This window comes from Rhizobium sp. BK661 (genome assembly GCF_024808825.1).
Lineage (GTDB): Bacteria > Pseudomonadota > Alphaproteobacteria > Rhizobiales > Rhizobiaceae > Rhizobium.
This window is the reverse complement of the sequence record NZ_JANTYT010000028.1, coordinates 46935-62539: the sequence shown is the minus strand read 5'-3', so window position 1 is coordinate 62539 and position 15605 is coordinate 46935. Positions and strand designations below refer to the sequence as shown.

The 15605-nt window shown below is 59.6% G+C and carries 15 protein-coding genes and 1 pseudogene; 12 read left to right on the top strand and 4 right to left on the bottom strand.

The features are described 5' to 3' along the window. The 6 genes from FHX16_RS29105 to FHX16_RS29080 all read left to right on the top strand — a co-directional run. Window positions 1-266 (top strand): acyl-CoA dehydrogenase family protein (locus FHX16_RS29105; protein WP_259131765.1); only part of this gene is annotated, 266 nt, incomplete at its 5' end. An 8-nt stretch (window positions 267-274) separates the two neighbouring features. Next, window positions 275-706 carry a thioesterase family protein gene (locus FHX16_RS29100; protein ID WP_259131763.1) on the top strand — a complete coding sequence of 144 codons (432 nt, stop codon included), beginning with the start codon at window positions 275-277 and terminating at the stop codon, window positions 704-706. After that, window positions 684-1079, top strand: a complete 396-nt coding sequence (locus FHX16_RS29095) for a RidA family protein (RefSeq protein WP_028827787.1) — start codon at window positions 684-686, stop codon at window positions 1077-1079. The genes FHX16_RS29100 and FHX16_RS29095 overlap by 23 nt, the downstream gene beginning before the upstream one ends. A gap of 7 nt (window positions 1080-1086) precedes the next feature. Further along, window positions 1087-3060 (top strand): 3-hydroxyacyl-CoA dehydrogenase NAD-binding domain-containing protein, encoded by a 1974-nt coding sequence (locus tag FHX16_RS29090; protein WP_259131760.1) that lies wholly within the window; start codon window positions 1087-1089, stop codon window positions 3058-3060. 158 nt (window positions 3061-3218) lie between these two features. After that, window positions 3219-3443 carry an antitoxin MazE family protein gene (locus FHX16_RS29085; protein WP_028827785.1) on the top strand — a complete coding sequence of 75 codons (225 nt, stop codon included), beginning with the start codon at window positions 3219-3221 and terminating at the stop codon, window positions 3441-3443. Further along, entirely contained in the window at window positions 3440-3763 is a 324-nt protein-coding gene (locus FHX16_RS29080) for a type II toxin-antitoxin system PemK/MazF family toxin (RefSeq protein WP_259131757.1), read from the top strand. Before FHX16_RS29085 ends, FHX16_RS29080 begins: the two co-directional genes overlap by 4 nt. 189 nt (window positions 3764-3952) lie before the next feature. Here FHX16_RS29080 and FHX16_RS29075 read toward each other — a convergent pair. The 3 genes and pseudogenes from FHX16_RS29075 to FHX16_RS29065 all read right to left on the bottom strand — a co-directional run bounded on the left by FHX16_RS29075 (window position 3953) and on the right by FHX16_RS29065 (window position 5321). Beyond that, window positions 3953-4377 (bottom strand): annotated as a pseudogene (locus tag FHX16_RS29075) (SRPBCC domain-containing protein). A 269-nt stretch (window positions 4378-4646) separates the two neighbouring features. Further along, complete coding sequence (locus FHX16_RS29070; RefSeq protein WP_028827783.1) at window positions 4647-4874, bottom strand: hypothetical protein; 228 nt, start codon at window positions 4872-4874, stop codon at window positions 4647-4649. A 54-nt stretch (window positions 4875-4928) separates the two neighbouring features. Further along, window positions 4929-5321 (bottom strand): DUF983 domain-containing protein, encoded by a 393-nt coding sequence (locus FHX16_RS29065; RefSeq protein WP_259131752.1) that lies wholly within the window; start codon window positions 5319-5321, stop codon window positions 4929-4931. A 353-nt stretch (window positions 5322-5674) separates the two neighbouring features. On the opposite strand from FHX16_RS29065, the gene FHX16_RS29055 reads away from it, so the two are divergent. Then, on the top strand, window positions 5675-7051 hold the full coding sequence (locus FHX16_RS29055) for a PLP-dependent aminotransferase family protein (RefSeq protein ID WP_259131750.1): 1377 nt from the start codon (window positions 5675-5677) through the stop codon (window positions 7049-7051). Between the two features lie 447 nt (window positions 7052-7498). Next, window positions 7499-10408: a helix-turn-helix transcriptional regulator gene (locus FHX16_RS29050; RefSeq protein ID WP_259131748.1), complete on the top strand. Its 2910-nt coding sequence runs from the start codon at window positions 7499-7501 to the stop codon at window positions 10406-10408. On the opposite strand, the gene FHX16_RS29045 is transcribed toward FHX16_RS29050, so the two are convergent. Next, window positions 10377-11561 carry an MFS transporter gene (locus FHX16_RS29045; RefSeq protein ID WP_259131745.1) on the bottom strand — a complete coding sequence of 395 codons (1185 nt, stop codon included), beginning with the start codon at window positions 11559-11561 and terminating at the stop codon, window positions 10377-10379. The genes FHX16_RS29050 and FHX16_RS29045 overlap by 32 nt on opposite strands. Window positions 11562-11788: 227 nt before the next feature. Here FHX16_RS29045 and FHX16_RS29040 point away from each other — a divergent pair, with 227 nt between their 5' ends. The 4 genes from FHX16_RS29040 to FHX16_RS29025 all read left to right on the top strand — a co-directional run bounded on the left by FHX16_RS29040 (window position 11789) and on the right by FHX16_RS29025 (window position 15461). Further along, complete coding sequence (locus tag FHX16_RS29040) at window positions 11789-12640, top strand: VOC family protein (RefSeq protein ID WP_259131743.1); 852 nt, start codon at window positions 11789-11791, stop codon at window positions 12638-12640. An 87-nt stretch (window positions 12641-12727) separates the two neighbouring features. Then, the gene (locus FHX16_RS29035; protein ID WP_259131741.1) at window positions 12728-13156 is read left to right on the top strand and encodes a putative quinol monooxygenase; all 429 of its coding nucleotides are present in this window, start codon (window positions 12728-12730) and stop codon (window positions 13154-13156) included. Window positions 13157-13264: 108 nt separating this feature from the next. Next, on the top strand, window positions 13265-13984 hold the full coding sequence (locus FHX16_RS29030) for an SDR family NAD(P)-dependent oxidoreductase (RefSeq protein WP_259131739.1): 720 nt from the start codon (window positions 13265-13267) through the stop codon (window positions 13982-13984). 244 nt (window positions 13985-14228) lie between these two features. Continuing rightward, window positions 14229-15461 carry an MFS transporter gene (locus tag FHX16_RS29025; protein WP_259131738.1) on the top strand — a complete coding sequence of 411 codons (1233 nt, stop codon included), beginning with the start codon at window positions 14229-14231 and terminating at the stop codon, window positions 15459-15461. Window positions 15462-15605: the final 144 nt, after the last annotated feature.

Below are 15605 nucleotides of genomic sequence, written 5' to 3'. Positions count from 1 at the left end.
GCTGCATCCGACTCGGCCGCATGAAGGAAGGCGGGCATCCGCCGGTGGAACTGACCTCGATCGTCAAGCGCAATTCCTGCGGCAAGGCGCTCGACATCGCAAGGCTTGCCCGCGACATGCTCGGCGGCAACGGCATCTCCGACGAGTTCGGCATTGCCCGCCATCTCGTCAACCTCGAGGTGGTCAACACATATGAGGGGACACATGACGTCCACGCGCTGATCCTCGGCCGCGCCGTCACCGGCATTGCCGCATTCGCGAATTGAGGCAAGCCGTGGGGTTTCGAACGACAAGACCGCTGCGCTTCGGAGACTGCGATCCCTCGGGGATTGCCTATTTCCCATCCTACCTCAACCTGCTCGTCGGTGTTCTGGAGGACTACTTCGCCTCGCTCGGTTTTCCCTGGAAAACATTAATCGAGGACCGCAGGATCGGCGTTCCCACCGTGCGGCTGGATGTGACGTTCTCAAGACCCGGCTTCCAGGGCGATCAACTCGAATTCGAAATTGCGGTTTTCAAAATCGGCAGTACCTCGCTCGATCTGGAACATAGGATATCGGCAAACGGTAAGGTGCTTTGGACCGCACGACAGCGCGTCGTTGCCACGTCGCTCGACACCCACCAATCACTCGCATGGCCGGCCGACATCCGCGCCGCGTTGACACATCATCTGGAGACAACTGATGCACACGATCCTGCAGCCTGAAGGCTGGGCGAAGCCAATCGGATACGCCAACGGAATGGCAGCAACGGGCCGCATGGTTTTCGTCGGCGGGCAGATCGGCTGGAACGAGCGCTGCGAGTTTGAAACCGACGACTTCGTCGAACAGGTGCGCCAGACCCTGAAGAACGTCCTGGCCGTGCTCGCCGAGGGCGGCGCCGAACCACGACATATCACGTCGATGACCTGGTACTTCACCGATAAGGCGGAGTACCTCGGCAATCTGAAGGGTATCGGTCAGGCCTATCGCGAAACGATCGGCAGGCATTTCCCAGCCATGGCTGCGTTGCAGGTCGTGGCCCTGGTGGAAGATCGCGCCAAGATCGAAATTCAGGCAACCGCCGTCATTCCTGAATAGGTGGATCATGGGCGACCTGCGCTTTTCCGAAACCGTCTCCGGCAAGATCGCCGATCGCGTGCTGGTCGTCAGCATCGACAATCCGCCCGTCAACGCAACATCCCTCAGCGTCCGCGCCGGCCTTGGTGCTGCACTGGATCATGCCGCGGCGCTGGATGCCGTGCGCGGCATCGTCATTACCGGGGCCGGCAAAACCTTTGTCGGCGGTGCCGACATCAAGGAATTCGACAAACCTCCCGAAGCGCCTTTTCTACCTGATGTCTATCTGCGCATCGAGCAGTTTTCCAAGCCGGCAGTAGCGGCGGTCAACGGCGCAGCACTCGGGGGCGGATGCGAGCTGGCACTTGCCTGCCATGGCCGCGTTGCCGCGCCCGCGGCAAGCTTCGGCCTGCCCGAAGTCAAGCTCGGCATTGTCCCGGGTGCCGGCGGCACGCAACGCCTGCCGCGGCTCGTCGGCATTGCCGCGGCTGCCGAGATGATCGGAACCGGTCGTGCCCTGAAGGCCGGCGAAGCGCTTGGCATCGGCTTGATCGACCGCATCACTGCAGAGGGTCTGGTTGCAGAAGCGTGCGTGCTTGTTGCCTCCATGGCGGACGGCGAGCTTCGCAGATCGGGCGCGCTTGCTGTGAAGCCGGCCAGCGATGCCGAGATTGACGCCGTCGGCGCGAAAATTCTTGCCAGGGCGCGCGGCCAGGCAGCACCGGCCGAGGCCTTGCGTCTCGTGAAGGCCGCCATGACGCTTCCATTCAACGACGGCCTTGCGGAAGAACGCAGGACATTCCTTCGCCTCAGGGAATCTCAAGAGGCTGCGGCGCTGCGCTACGTCTTCTTTGCCGAGAGGGCAGTCGGAAAAGTCGAGGGACTGGAAAAGACGACGCCGCGCAACACACGATGCGTCGGCGTGGTCGGCACCGGACTGATGGGCTCCGGCATCGCCGTCTCGGCGCTGAACGCGGGCTTCCAGGTCATAGGCGTCGAGCAGAGCGAGGAAGGCGCCACGAAGGGGTACGGACGCATAGCGGGGATTCTCGACAAGGCCGTACAGTCCGGTCGTCTCGATCCCGCAGGCCGGGACGAGCGGCTCGGCCGGCTCACGGTCGCTTCGGACCTTAGTGCGCTTCGGGATGCTGATCTTGTCATCGAAGCCGTGTTTGACGACTTCGACATCAAGGCCGGGCTGTTCCGCCGCCTCGACGAGGTCGTCAGGGCCGATGCGATCCTTGCCACGAACACGAGCTATCTCGATCCTGACACCATTGCCGCTGCGACGCGCCATCCCGAGCGTGTCGTCGGCCTGCATTTCTTCTCCCCCGCAAACATCATGCGACTGGTCGAAGTCGTGAATTGCGCCCGTACCGAGACCGAGGTCCTTGCGACGGCGTTGGCCTTCGCCAAGCGCCTCGGCAAGCTGCCGATCGTCTGCGGCGTGACGGAAGGCTTTGTCGGTAACCGGGTCTTTTCTGCCTACCGGCGCGAGGCTGAATTCATGGTTGAAGAGGGCGCCCTGCCGCACGAGGTAGACCAGGCGATGGAAGCCTTCGGGTTTCCGATGGGTCTCTTTGCCGTCTGCGATATGGCTGGGCTGGAGATCGCCTGGGCGCGCCGCAAGCGTCAGGCGTCGACGCGCGATCCGAATGCTCGTTACGTCGAGATTGCCGACCGCCTTTGCGAGGCGGGGCGCTTCGGACAGAAGAGCGGCCGCGGCTGGTATGCCTATCCCGAGGCAAGGCGGACAGTCGATCCGGACGTGACCGCCCTTGTCGTGGCAGAGCGGAGGCGGAAGGGGATCAAGCCTCGTTCGTTCACCGGGAACGAGATTGTGACAAGGGTTCTGAAGGCGATGGCCGACGAGGGCCGCGCTCTTCTATCGGAGGGTATCGCGACACGCGCAAGCGACATCGATCTCGTGATGATCAACGGATACGGTTTTCCCGCCCATAGGGGCGGTCCGATGTTTACGGCTGGTGGAGTGGACACGTAATCGCCACCACGTCTGCAAGCTCTGGCAGGTGCCGCTCTGTTACGAAGTGGTGGGCACAGGTGAGATCGTTGCGCAGGGAAGCCAATCCGTGAACCGCATTGACTTGACGAATCTCTGACCTTACATTGTTACATGTAACAAACCGCAGGGAGATGGTCGTGGCAACCCCGGTCAATGAAAGAGTCCAAAAGCGCCGCCGGGCCCTCATGGAAGCAGGGCTGCGTCCGGTACAAATATGGGTTCCAGATACCCGTCGCCCCGGTTTCGCCGCCGAATGCCATCGCCAGTCGGTTCAGACAGCTCTTTCCGATGCCGGCGACCAGGAGTTGCAAGATTTCCTTGATGCCGCACTTTCCGACTCAAGCTCCGAAGGTGAATCGTGAGGCGTGGCGACATTGTAACCGTTGCAATCCCCGGCGACTTCGGAAAACCTCGTCCTGCACTTATCATCCAGGCAGATCAGTTCGACGCGACTGGCACGGTAACCGTGCTACTGATTTCCGGTACTCTTGCTGACGCGCCTCTCATTCGACCAACGATCCAGGCAACCGCACTCAACGGCTTGCGAAAGGTTTCGCAAGTCATGGTCGACAAGACAATGTCCGTGAAGCGTGATCGGATCGGCTCGACAATCGGGCGCCTGGAAGACGAATCTGTTCTGGCAGTCACAAGATCGCTGGCGGTCTTTTTGGGTATCGCCTGAGGACGAAATCGGACGCACTTCGCCACTGATTGTGGCACGCAAAACCGCGCCCGAAACGATCTTGGCGATGCAATGCCCCTCAAGTCGGGCGTGAGTTCCGCCCGCGGATGCGAAAATCAAGCTGCCTCAGATCGCGGATTTGTGAAAGCCGTCCCTGTCGCCCGTTTTGGCCTGTTTTGAACCGCGCTCTCAGGCGCTTGCGCCACGCGAGATGAAAAGCTCATCCAACTGCGCGAATTGTTCAGGCATCGTATCCTCCATGCCAACGAACGCCTGGTCGAGCGCTTCCTTCGAGGGATGGAGCTCACCAGCAACGTTCTGTCGTTATCCTTCTCGAAGGTCACGGTCGTGACGGCTCCTTCATCGCTCTCGTCATTGGTCCACACGAGCCGCGAGGGCGACGAGACTTCGAGATACTTGCCGAAGAAGGCCATGGCGTTCGAGGGATCATCTCCAAACGCGATGCGATAGCTGCCTCCGATGCGAACAACCATTTCGCAGGAAAACAGGGGGACGCCGCACGACTTCGGCGCCCACCACAGCAGCTTGAACAACTCAGGCTTGGTCCATGCATCAAACACAAGACGAACCGGGCCATCGAAGGTGCACGTCACCGACCAGCTCGCGTACCGACTACTCGTACTTTCCGGGCGGGTTGGGCGAAATGCTTCGTGATATCTATCGTATGATTGCTCAACGCGTGTCTGAACAATCGTCCCAATGCCGAAGCAAAGAACAACGTTCAGATGCACGCATTTTTCTCTGACTGAGGCTCTCTAGGACATATGTTCGGAACCAAAGAGCTGCAAAAGCCCCCCTCGAAAGACGCCGTCAGTCGGCCCTTCCAGAGCACCTGCGGGGACTGGGCTCACCAATTATGCCATCACGGGAAGCTCAAGTCCAAACCGACCATCCTGCTAAGAACGAAGGTGAAGAGCCCCACGCATAGGAGCGATAGCACGAAGACTGCGGCCATCTTGCCGCCCGTGCGTAGCACCGCGCCTCTCTCTCCATTCTTCCCTTGATCGTAATGCCACTTGATGGCGAAGTACATGCCCGTGCCTAACACGAGAAGCTTGAACGGGAGGAAGACGGTAATGAACCAATCCATTTTGAACATTCCGAGGGTATTAGTTGACACTATCTACTCGTGAGGACCACTACCTCACGACTTTGGTCGGACGTAGTCGCGGTCGATCTTTCCCTCTTCCGCCTTGAAGAAGAACTGACTGTTGATGAGCCAGCCCTTCAGCGGCCGGAGAGGCAAAAGACAAGCCAGAAGCACCAGTGGGAGGGACGTGAAGAGATGCACCCACATCGAAGGGGAATAGGCGACCTCTATCCAGCACGCCACCGCCACTGCCGGTACGCATGTGAAGCAGATTACGAAAAACGCCGGGCCATCTGCCGGATCGGCGAAGGAGTAGTCGAGGCCACAAACTTCGCATTTGGGCTTAACAGTCAGAAAGCCGTCGAAAAGGTGCCCTTGTCCACATTGCGGGCATAACCCACGCAGCCCCGTTTGCATGGGCGGCAATGGAGGCCATTCAGTAGTCATTGCGTTATCTTTCCAAGATTGATTGAATACATTGATACATACAATTATCCAATCAAGTTCTCCATTTTACAAATTGTCGCAGAGTCTGCTCCGGCCAGGCCCAGGTAGTCGTTGCTGCACCACACCGTAATGCGACGTGCGCCTTGAGGACTATGCCAAGGTGCCTCGGGGAATTCTCAGTGTCGCTCAATGAACGTGCGATAGCGGCCATCCAGCTTCATGTCTGCTCTGATGGCTTCGAATTTATGGTTGCTGCTCATTCCAGGCTCCAATTTCCTTGACAACCGGCTTGGTTTGATATCCATATATTGTACATATAATGCTTGAATTGAATGCAGATCTGTGGAAAGTCGATGACTGCGACATTCTGGACACCTCAGCTCGGCACCCGTGAGGGGCCAATCTATTTGTCGATTGCGGATGCTTTGGCCGAGGACATCGCAAGCGGACGATTGGCCGAAGGGGTGCGACTTCCAACGCAGCGCAAACTCGCTGACGACCTTGGCATCGACTTCACCACAGTTAGCCGAGCCTACTCGGAGGCCCGCAGCCGTGGCCTGATTGAAGGCAAGGTGGGTCAAGGGACATACGTGCGATCGAAACGTGGCGCGCGACCACCACAGCAGCCCTCTGGCGTCGTCGACATGAGCATGAACCTGCCGCCGAGGTTTCTCGATCCCGTCCTGGAACAGAGAATGTGGGATGGCGCAAAAGAGCTTCAGGAACAGGGCTTGGACCTCCTGCTACGGTACCAGGAACCCGGCGGCATCATGGAGGATCGTATCGTCGCCGCGTCTTGGCTTTCAAGACGGCTTCCGGGGATATCGGCTGATCGAGTGGTAGTTGCGTCAGGCGCGCAAGGCGCGCTTCACGCGATCCTCAGCGTGCTAACGGAGCCCGGCGATGTCGTCTGCGCGGAAGAACTCACCTACCCCGGGTTCCGCTCGATCGCATCCCATCTCCGGCTCAAATTGGCTCCGGTTGCAATGGACGATCAGGGGCTTGTTCCGGACGCTTTTGCGCAGGCATGCAGGGAGGCGAAGCCGAAAGCGTTCTATTGTATGCCAACGCTTCACAATCCGACGACACGGACATTGTCCGTTCAGCGGAGGCGCGATCTCGTCAATGTTGCGCGGACATATGGCGTGCCAATTATCGAGGACGACGCGTATAGCGGCCTTGTTCCGGCCCCGCCACCGCCACTTGCGGCGCTGCTGCCCGAAGCGGTCTATCATGTGGCCAGCTTATCCAAATGCCTGTCGCCCGCCCTTCGGGTCGCATATGTCGCCGTACCGGAGGGTTGTACACATCGCGTGGCCAACGCGATCCGGGCGTCAGCGTCAATTGTGTCGCCCCTCACGAGTGCTCTAGCGTCTCAGTGGATAGAGACGGGAGTAGCGGATGTTGTCAGAGGCGAAATAGTCAAGGAGACGGGAAAGCGCCTGGACGCCGTCAAGGCGATCCTTCCGTTCGATGTTGAAACCTCTCCAGGGGGCTTCCACGTGTGGCTGAAGGTTCCTGAACCGTGGACGCGAGGTGAACTGGTTTCCAGATTGCGTTCGATAGGTATCGGTATCGTCACCAGCGACGCTTTTGCAATCGCGTCTGCGCCCGAAGCCATACGACTTGCGCTTGGCGCTCCGGTGAACCTGGAGGAACTTACACGCGCCCTCCGGGTTCTGGCAGACCTCCTAGCTCAGCAGCCGGCGATCTCCACAATGGTAGTCTGACCTTTCATCGGGCAAGTTACATTGCTCGATGTGCCTGGGCCTGCTCAATGCGACCTTGCGGGGACAATGATGGGCAGAGGCTGGTCGTCCCGCATCGTATGTATCCGAGGCTCCGCCGCCGCGCATTCCATGAGCTGTCACTTTACCTCTATCCTACGCGCGCGCTCGACCGCTCCGGAGTTCGATCCGAAGCTCGCCGCGAAACGATTTCCGGCGAGCCTTTTCGTTTACGACTATGCGATCGGCTGCCTGTCGAAGTTCTGATTGGTTGCGGGTTCAGGTAATCAGACTGACCGGCTCCGCACTGCTAACGGCCGACGCGGGCTTCGCCCCCGAATATCGAGGCGGAAAAGCCAATCTCCTATCTGCGAGTGTATTTACCTTGCGATAGCGGCTATTGTCCGGACGCGCGAGCGGTTTCGCGAAACGATCGTTCGGAGCTTCGGCGTGCGTTCCTGTGCCTTTGGTCCATATGTGCTCATACCGGAGCGGCAGTCGCTGACGCGGGATCAGACGACCGTTCGTATCGGTAGCCGTGCACTGGAAATTTTGGTGGCCTTGCTCGAGCGCCCCGGCGAACTGGTGGGCAAGGCTGAGCTTGTGTCGCGTGCCTGGCCTGATACCTTCGTCGAGGAAAGCAATCTCAAGGTGAATGTTGCAGCACTCCGCCGGGTGCTTGGCAGTGCTCCCGACGGCTCACAGTACATAGCGACAGTAAGCGGCCGGGGCTATCGCTTTGTGTTTCCAGTGCGCATCTCCGGGGAGACCGACGCTTCCGCCACGGCGAAGTCTCAGGGTAGCGGCGCACATAACCTGCCCGTTTCAGTGACCCGTTTGGTGGGAAGAGACAATGCTGTTGATGCGATCCTATGTGCCGTTGAAGCATCGCGCCTCCTGACGATCGTGGGCCCGGGTGGCGTCGGGAAGACGAGGTTGGCGCTCGCAATCGCTGATCGACTGACCGGAGCCTATGAGCATGGCGTCTGGTTCGTTGATCTGGCGACTGTGAACGATGCAGCTCTTGTACCGACGTCGATCGCCACGGCGCTGGGATTGAGGATCCACTCTGCGAATATCAAAGCTGCGATCACCGCGTTTACGGCCGACCGGGAATTCGTGCTTGTCCTCGACAATTGCGAGCATGTTGTCGAAGCGGTGGCCGCTTGCGTTGACCCGTTGCTGGCCTCTTCAGCAAGAGTGCGAATTCTTGCGACAAGCCGCGAACCGATACGGGTTCTCGGGGAACAGATCTATCGCCTGCCGCCGCTCGAAACCCCGCCGGACGGGTCCAAGCTTTCCGCGGCCAGGGCGTTAACGTTCCCAGCGGTAGAGCTCTTCGTCGAACGTGCAGCAGGCAGTACCAGCGAGTTCGAGCTTAGTGACGAGAACGCGCCAGTCGTGGCCGAGATCTGCCGCAGGCTCGACGGACTGGCACTCGCGATCGAACTCGCCGCACCTCGACTGGAGGCGTTCAGCACACGCGAGCTTCTCGAAATTCTTTCCGATCAATCGCATGTGTTGAGCGACAGACGCGGCCGTGATCCCCGCCACCACACCCTGGCTGCTACACTGGAGTGGAGTTACAGCTTGCTCGTCGAGCCTGAGCGCGTCTTGCTGCAACGCCTCTCCGTCTTTGCCGGCGCCTTCAGTCTCGAATCCGCATGCGCTGTTGCGGTCGACAAGGGTCGTGCTCGTTCCGAATGCATTCACGCTGTTGCGAACCTCGTTGCGAAGTCGCTTGTATCGACAGAGAGAGGAGCGTTCGGGACGCAGTACAGATTGCTCGATACAACACGCAGATATGCGCTGCAGAAACTTGGCGAAAGCGGCGAAAGTGGCAGCCTGCGCCAACGCCACGCCGAGCATCTTCTCGACCTCGCCCAACGCGCCGAGGCCGAATGGAAAATTCGGCCGACAGCCCAGTGGCTTGCCGAATACGGGCGAAAGATGGACGATATCCGCGGTGCTTTGGGCTGGGCGTTCTCCGAGGACTGCAACATTGGCATCGGTGTAGCGCTCACCGTAGCGGCTCTTCCTTTCTGGGAGCATCTATCACTCGTGGAGGAGTGCCGCGCGGGGGTGGAAATCGTTCTCGGCGATCGCTTTGCCAATTTCCGCAGTGCTGGCGACGAAATGAAGCTGCAATTTGCTTATGCCACGGCATTACTACATACACGTGGTCCCCTTCCGGAGGTCAAGGCAGCCTGGACCGCAGCACTCGCCTGCGCCGAGGCACTGCACGACACCGACTACACGCTCAGATGTCTTTGGGGCCTGTGCGACTATTTCACCTGGACGGGCGACCATCACTCGGCCTTGGTTATCGCGGAAAAGATCAGAAAGCTGGCAATCGATCACGACGACCTGGATGCGCGCAACAATGTCGACCGGCAGACGGGAACTGCGCTGCGCTACCTCGGCGAACTTGCCGAGGCGCAACATCACCTCGAACGCATGATAGTGAGATACATTCCTCCCGTGGCCCGCTCGGACATTGCGCGGTTTCAGTTGGACCCACGGTCTGCGGCGCGGGGCACCCTCGCAAACGTCACCTGGCTACAAGGGCATCCCGACAAGGCGGTTGCCATGGCACAGCGTCAATTGGAAGAGGCGCGGGCCGCGCAACACGCCCTCGCGCTCTGCAATGCTGTCGTCCACACGACCTGCCCAATCGCGCTGCTGACGGGAGACCTTGCTTCCGCCGAGCGCCTGCTTGTCGGAATCGAAGCTCATGTCGCGGAACACGCGATGACGGTTTGGTGCGCCATGAGCCGCTGCCTGCGCGCGGATTGGCTCCTCCAGAGCGGTGATGCGTCCGGACTTGTTATGTTGAGAGGGGCGATTGATGAGCTTCTTGCTGTGGATTTCCGCATGCGATGCCCATTCTACATCGGCGTTTATGCAGCCGATCTGGGGAACCATGGAGACGTTGATGCGGGGAGAGTGGCAATCGAGGAAGCAATCGCCCTATCCGCATCGGCCGGCGAAATCTGGTGCATGCCTGAGTTGTTGCGCGTAAAAGCGGATCTGTTGAGCAAGGAAAGCGCCCGCCGAACGGCGGAACCCGAGGCGCTTTATACGCAGGCACTCGATCTGGCGCGCCGGCAGGGCGCACTCTCATGGGAGCTACGCGCGGCAACTTCTCTGGCCGAGCATTGGCTGCGGACGGATCAAGGCGTCAAGGCTGCCGCAATTCTGCCGCCGGTTTACGGGCGTTTCAACAACGGGTTCTATACCCGTGATCTTGTCAGAGCACGCAAGCTTCTCAATGACATGGGCGCGGCCGGCAAGAGACGCGTTGCCGCAGCCTCCGTTGCCAGGCGTGCTAAGCGTACGCACCCCGGTCTCGAGCCGTAAGCGATTGTGTACGACCATCCAGGATCAGCAACACAGGAGCGATCGTCGCAATGCAGGCAAAGACGGTGAAAGCCTCCAGGTAGTGGGCGCCTTCGGCCGCCACGATGTGTAGCGAGGCTGGACCGAGGCCGGCGCCAAACGTCAAAGCCATGTAATTGATGCCGAATAGCTTGCCGAAGCTGCGCATTCCGAAACGCTTTGCCAGAAGGTAACCGATCGCGTCACCCTCCGCGCCGGTGGCAAGGCCGAAAAAGACGGCGCTGACATAGACTGGAACCAAGCCGTCTGAGCTCAACAAAATGATGTGACCGACAACGGGCGCCAGAAAGGCCAGGCTGGTCAATGGCACCGGGGGCATCCTGTCGAGCAATGCCCCGAAGCCGAGGCGCATCCCGATAAAGGCGAGGCCAACAAGGCTCATGACAAAAGCCGCACGCGCCGGATCCGCGCCGCGGTCCGACAATACGACAGGGAGCGAAATGGATCCGGCCGCTGCGGCGAAGTAATTGAGAAAGAAGGCGCCGAGCATCAGCCAGAAGCTGGCTGTCTCCACCGCCTGGCGAACGGTGTAGCCCTCGTCGCCCCTACCCACGGCACCATGACTTGCAGGTGGATCGCGAATGACGAAAAGCGCAACGGGCAATGTAGCCGCCATTGACGCCAGACCGGCAGCCATGAAGGCAAAACGCCAGCCCCACGCGGAAATCAGGAATGCGAGGAAGGGAGGAACCGTCGCAATTCCAAGTCCGACGAAGGCAAGCATGGTACCCAATGCGAGACCGCGTCGGGAGGAAAACCATCCGACGATCACATAGGTATATGGTACGCCGGTCTGCGCGGCGCCCATGAGGCTCGCCACGACGACGGCCATGATGAACGTCGTCAGGTCGTGTGACGCAATCCCCACACCAACAAGGCCGGTCGCCATCGACACCGATGACACGACAAGCACCCGGCGCGGTCCGAACCGATCTGTCAGAGCCCCCACCACCGGCGACATGAGGCCGTTTACGATGGCTATCGGTGCGACCACCGCGGCCACCACTGTCCGGTCCCACCGGGTATCCGCGGTGATTGGTACAATGAAGACGCTAAAGCCATAGATCAGCACAATCCCAATGCTGAAATACATCCCCAGGCCTGAACCCAACACGATTGCAATCCGTCTGGTTCGCCCCGCTGTCCTGTCCATAACCATGTGAGCCCTTGTTAGCGCCGCTCTCGCAGGCCGCAGTCCGCTCTCAGGAAGATACCCGACTGTCGATATCACACTGACCGGATTGCTGCTCGATTCACCAAATTTCCCCGATCTTGACCAGCCTCGCAAGCGCATCCGCGTTAGAATTTTTTTGTTCACCAAGCGAACCAGAGGAGGCAATAATGTCGCACAAACAAAAGGCTTCTTTCCAACCAGACGACCCGGATCGCCGGGCCGTTCTTTGCGCCGCGGGAGGTGTTGCTCTCGGCGGAATTGCCGCCGCCCTCGTCGGCAACGCCACTGCTTTCGCACAGGAAACGCCGGCAGCCACCCGTGCTGCAGGTTCGTTGGGTGCACGCCTCCAGGGTGTGCAACACTTCGGCCTCACAGTACAGGACATGGAGCGCGCCTACGAGTTCTACACGGAAGTGCTTGGAGGAACCGAAGTTTTCCGCCACGGCGATTTTCAAGGTGACGCCGTTCAGAACACACTGCTGGCCGACCAGGAAATCCTCGCCAATCAACTCGGCGTCAATCCGCGGACGATTGGCGTACCCGACCTCAGAGGCGGCAGCCAACGCCTGGACGTGCGGTTCATTCAGTTCGACAACGTTGTGATCGAGCTGTTGCAATATCGCGATGCCGACCGACCGATGGGCGGTCCCAAGGCTTTTGCCGAGCCGGTGGAGCACATGAGCCCGGCCTTCCCGCGGATGATGCACATCTGCTTCCATGTCGGAGACGATGTCGACTTCAACCGGTTCATCGCCGATCTCGAGGCGGAGTCCGCACGACGTGGCATGACGCAGGTGCGAGCCAACCGCATCATTCGCGTTTCGACTGAAGAGGAACGAAAGGCAGCTCCCTTGAGCGCGAATACCAACAAGGTCACCGTTGCGCCATCAGACGGTTGGGAACTGATCTATTGCAAAGGACCCGAGGGGGAGCAGCTGGAGTTTGTGAAGGCGCTCGGCCCTGTGAAACAGCGGTTCGCCGATGCGTTGGCGGCGCATCTGCAACTTGCCGCGAAGTAATCGCAACAGACGTCAGAATTATTTTGCAAGCCGGCCCCGGATCTGGTCACCGGGCATCTGCGGTCGGCAGGGATAAGGAGAAATGACATGATTACAGCATTGCAGTTACAGACTGCGGCCATTCTCCTCGCAGGCCTGCTTGCGGGGGCCGTTCTCCCAACCAACGCGCTCGCCGAGGAAGGTCCGGGACAAGGCTATGCCAAAATAGCAAACGGGGCCTATTCGGTTGTTGCCGAGGTCCGCGCCAAGCCAGGCAAGGAGGCCGAACTGCGAGCCATCACGCTCCCTCTCATCGACCTAGTCCGCAGCGATCCTGCCAACCTCGTCTATTTCTTGCAGGAGAGTCGCGAGACCCCCGGACACTTCATCTTCTACGAGATATTCGCCAACCAAGCCGACTTCGAGGCCCATAACGCAATGCCCTATGTGAAGGAGTGGTTTACCAAGCTGCCCGAACTCGCCGACGGTGGCGTAAAGGTGATGCGAATGCAGATCCTGGCACCGGCTAGCGACTAACGCCTTCGACAAAACATGCCTTGGCGAACGAAAGCCATCGCGAATTGACACGCCCGCACCGCTGGCGCCTTTGCCCGCGACACCGACAAACCACGAAGGAGCTGCAGCATGAGGCTCAAAGGCAAGGTTGCATTGGTCACGGGAGCCGCCGGAGGTATCGGCTTCGCCGTGGCGGAACTGTTCAACAACGAGGGTGCCATCGTCGTCGCCGCCGACATCAAGCCACCCGAGCAACCATACCCGGAACGCATCGAAGCAATGACGCTAGATGTGACCAGCGAGGAGCAGTGGGCAACAGTCGTTGGGGCGATCGTCCGGCAGCATGGTCGCCTGGACGTGCTGGTAAATAACGCCGGCATTATCGCCTACGAACCCCTCGACAAGTTGGAGATGAAGCAATGGCTGACGATGATCGCCGTGGATCAGACTGGGGTCTTCCTCGGCATGCGTGAAGCCGTTCATGTCATGCGCAAGCAGCAGACGGGTTCGATCGTCAACATCTCTTCGATATGGGGCAGTTCCGCAATTGCCGGTGCGCATTCCTACCATGCAGCCAAAGGCGCTGTCCGCACCATGTCCAAAAACGCTGCAATGACGTACGTGTCCGACGGCATCAGGGTCAACTCCGTGCATCCGGGCTTCATACATACCCCCCTGACGGACAGGCAAGCGCCAGAACTCAACGATGCTGTCATCGCCATGACCCCAATGAAACGCGGCGGCAAACCGATCGAGATCGCCTATGGCTGCCTGTACCTGGCTTCCGAGGAGGCAAGCTACGTCACCGGCGTCGAATTGAATATCGACGGTGGTTATCTCGCCCAGTAGAGCAGAAAACGCACGGTTTCAGAGCGCCCTACTTGGCTCGCTGAACCCTCTCCTTTTTGGCAGTGCATCAGCAAGAATCTGTTCAAATGGGCAAGTGTGATTTCTCGACGTTTTTCAAAACTTAACTGTCGGCCTGCATCCAGCTTTCTAGAATCGAGGAAATTCAGTTCCGAACCCAATGCGAAGTGCATCCCGGGTGCCTAGCCGTATCAAGGTGCTCACCTTCAAACATGGAGGCATAAAAATGCTGAACAAAGCCTTTGAAGCCCAATGTGGCGCTGTCAATGTCCACTGCACCGATGCGCAGCAACGGCAGAAAGCCGGTCTCACTCTCTTCGCGCTTGCGCTCGGAAGTTTCTGTATCGGCACATCCGAATTCGCGAGTATGGGAATCCTGCAGCTGTTTTCAGCGAGCCTGCAGGTCGATCTGCCAGCCGCAACGAACGCGATAACGGCATACGCATTTGGGGTTGTCATCGGTGCGCCACTCGTCACGCTGGCCGCTGCTCGTCTGAACCGTAGAACACTGCTCCTGTTGCTCATGACCCTCTTTGTTGTCGGAAACATCCTTTCAGCCTTGGCGACAGGCCTCGGCACACTTGCGGTGGCCCGCTTTGTCAGCGGCGTGCCTCAAGGAGCCTACTTTGGGGCAGGTGCGGTCGTTGCATCCTATATCGTCGGGCCTGGACATGGAGGGAAGGCATTCGCCCTCGTGATGACCGGGCTGACTATAGCGACGATCGTCGGGTCACCACTCGCCACATACCTCGGCCAGAACCTCGGATGGCGGAACACCTACTTTGCCGTCGCTGCTCTCGGTGTGTCGTCGGCCGCGGCGTTGTGGCTATGGCTGCCCAGGTCGAGTGCGTTGAATGGCGGTTCGATCATCCAGGAACTGGGGTCTCTCGGCAAACCGTCCGTCTGGCTGATGATGCTGGTGGCCGCGCTTGGCGTATCGAGCATCTTTGCCGTTTACACCTTCATAGGCCCTTTCGTCACCGATGTCGTCTCCATGGCTCCGGGATGGATCCCGGTCGCCCTCGCCTTGTTTGGCATCGGCATGACGGCGGGGAACCTCCTTGGCGGCAGAATTGCTGATCTGCACCCGGCGCGCGGCATCGTGGTCGGCTTTGGGAGTGCCGTAATCGTACTCGCGATCGTTGCCAGCTTCGGCTCCAACGCCCCCATGCTTTTCGTCGGGCTTTTCTGCGTTGGGGCGACCATGATGACAGCAATACCCACGATCCAGGTCCGCCTCACGCGACTTGCGCCGGAAGCCCCGAGCTTGATGGGTGCAATGAACCTGGCCGCTCTCAATGTCGCAAACGCCATTGGCGCTTGGGCGGGAGGGCTGGCCATCGGCACTGGCCTGGGCTTGCTGTCTGCGGTGTGGGCAGGATTTTGCCTCACCTTGCTGGGTCTTGGCGTATTTGCACTCGTCGTGCGCAGCAGCCGGCAGATGGCTCCCGCGCAATGAGTATTGACATTCAACCCGGCGAAAGGCTCATCAGGCGCCCTTTCCGACCATGCGGTTCAATGTATTGCTGATCAAGCGTATGGCCATCCTGTGAAATGGCCTGCCGGGACGACAGCCCGATGAATTCCCTCACCTTCTACGCAC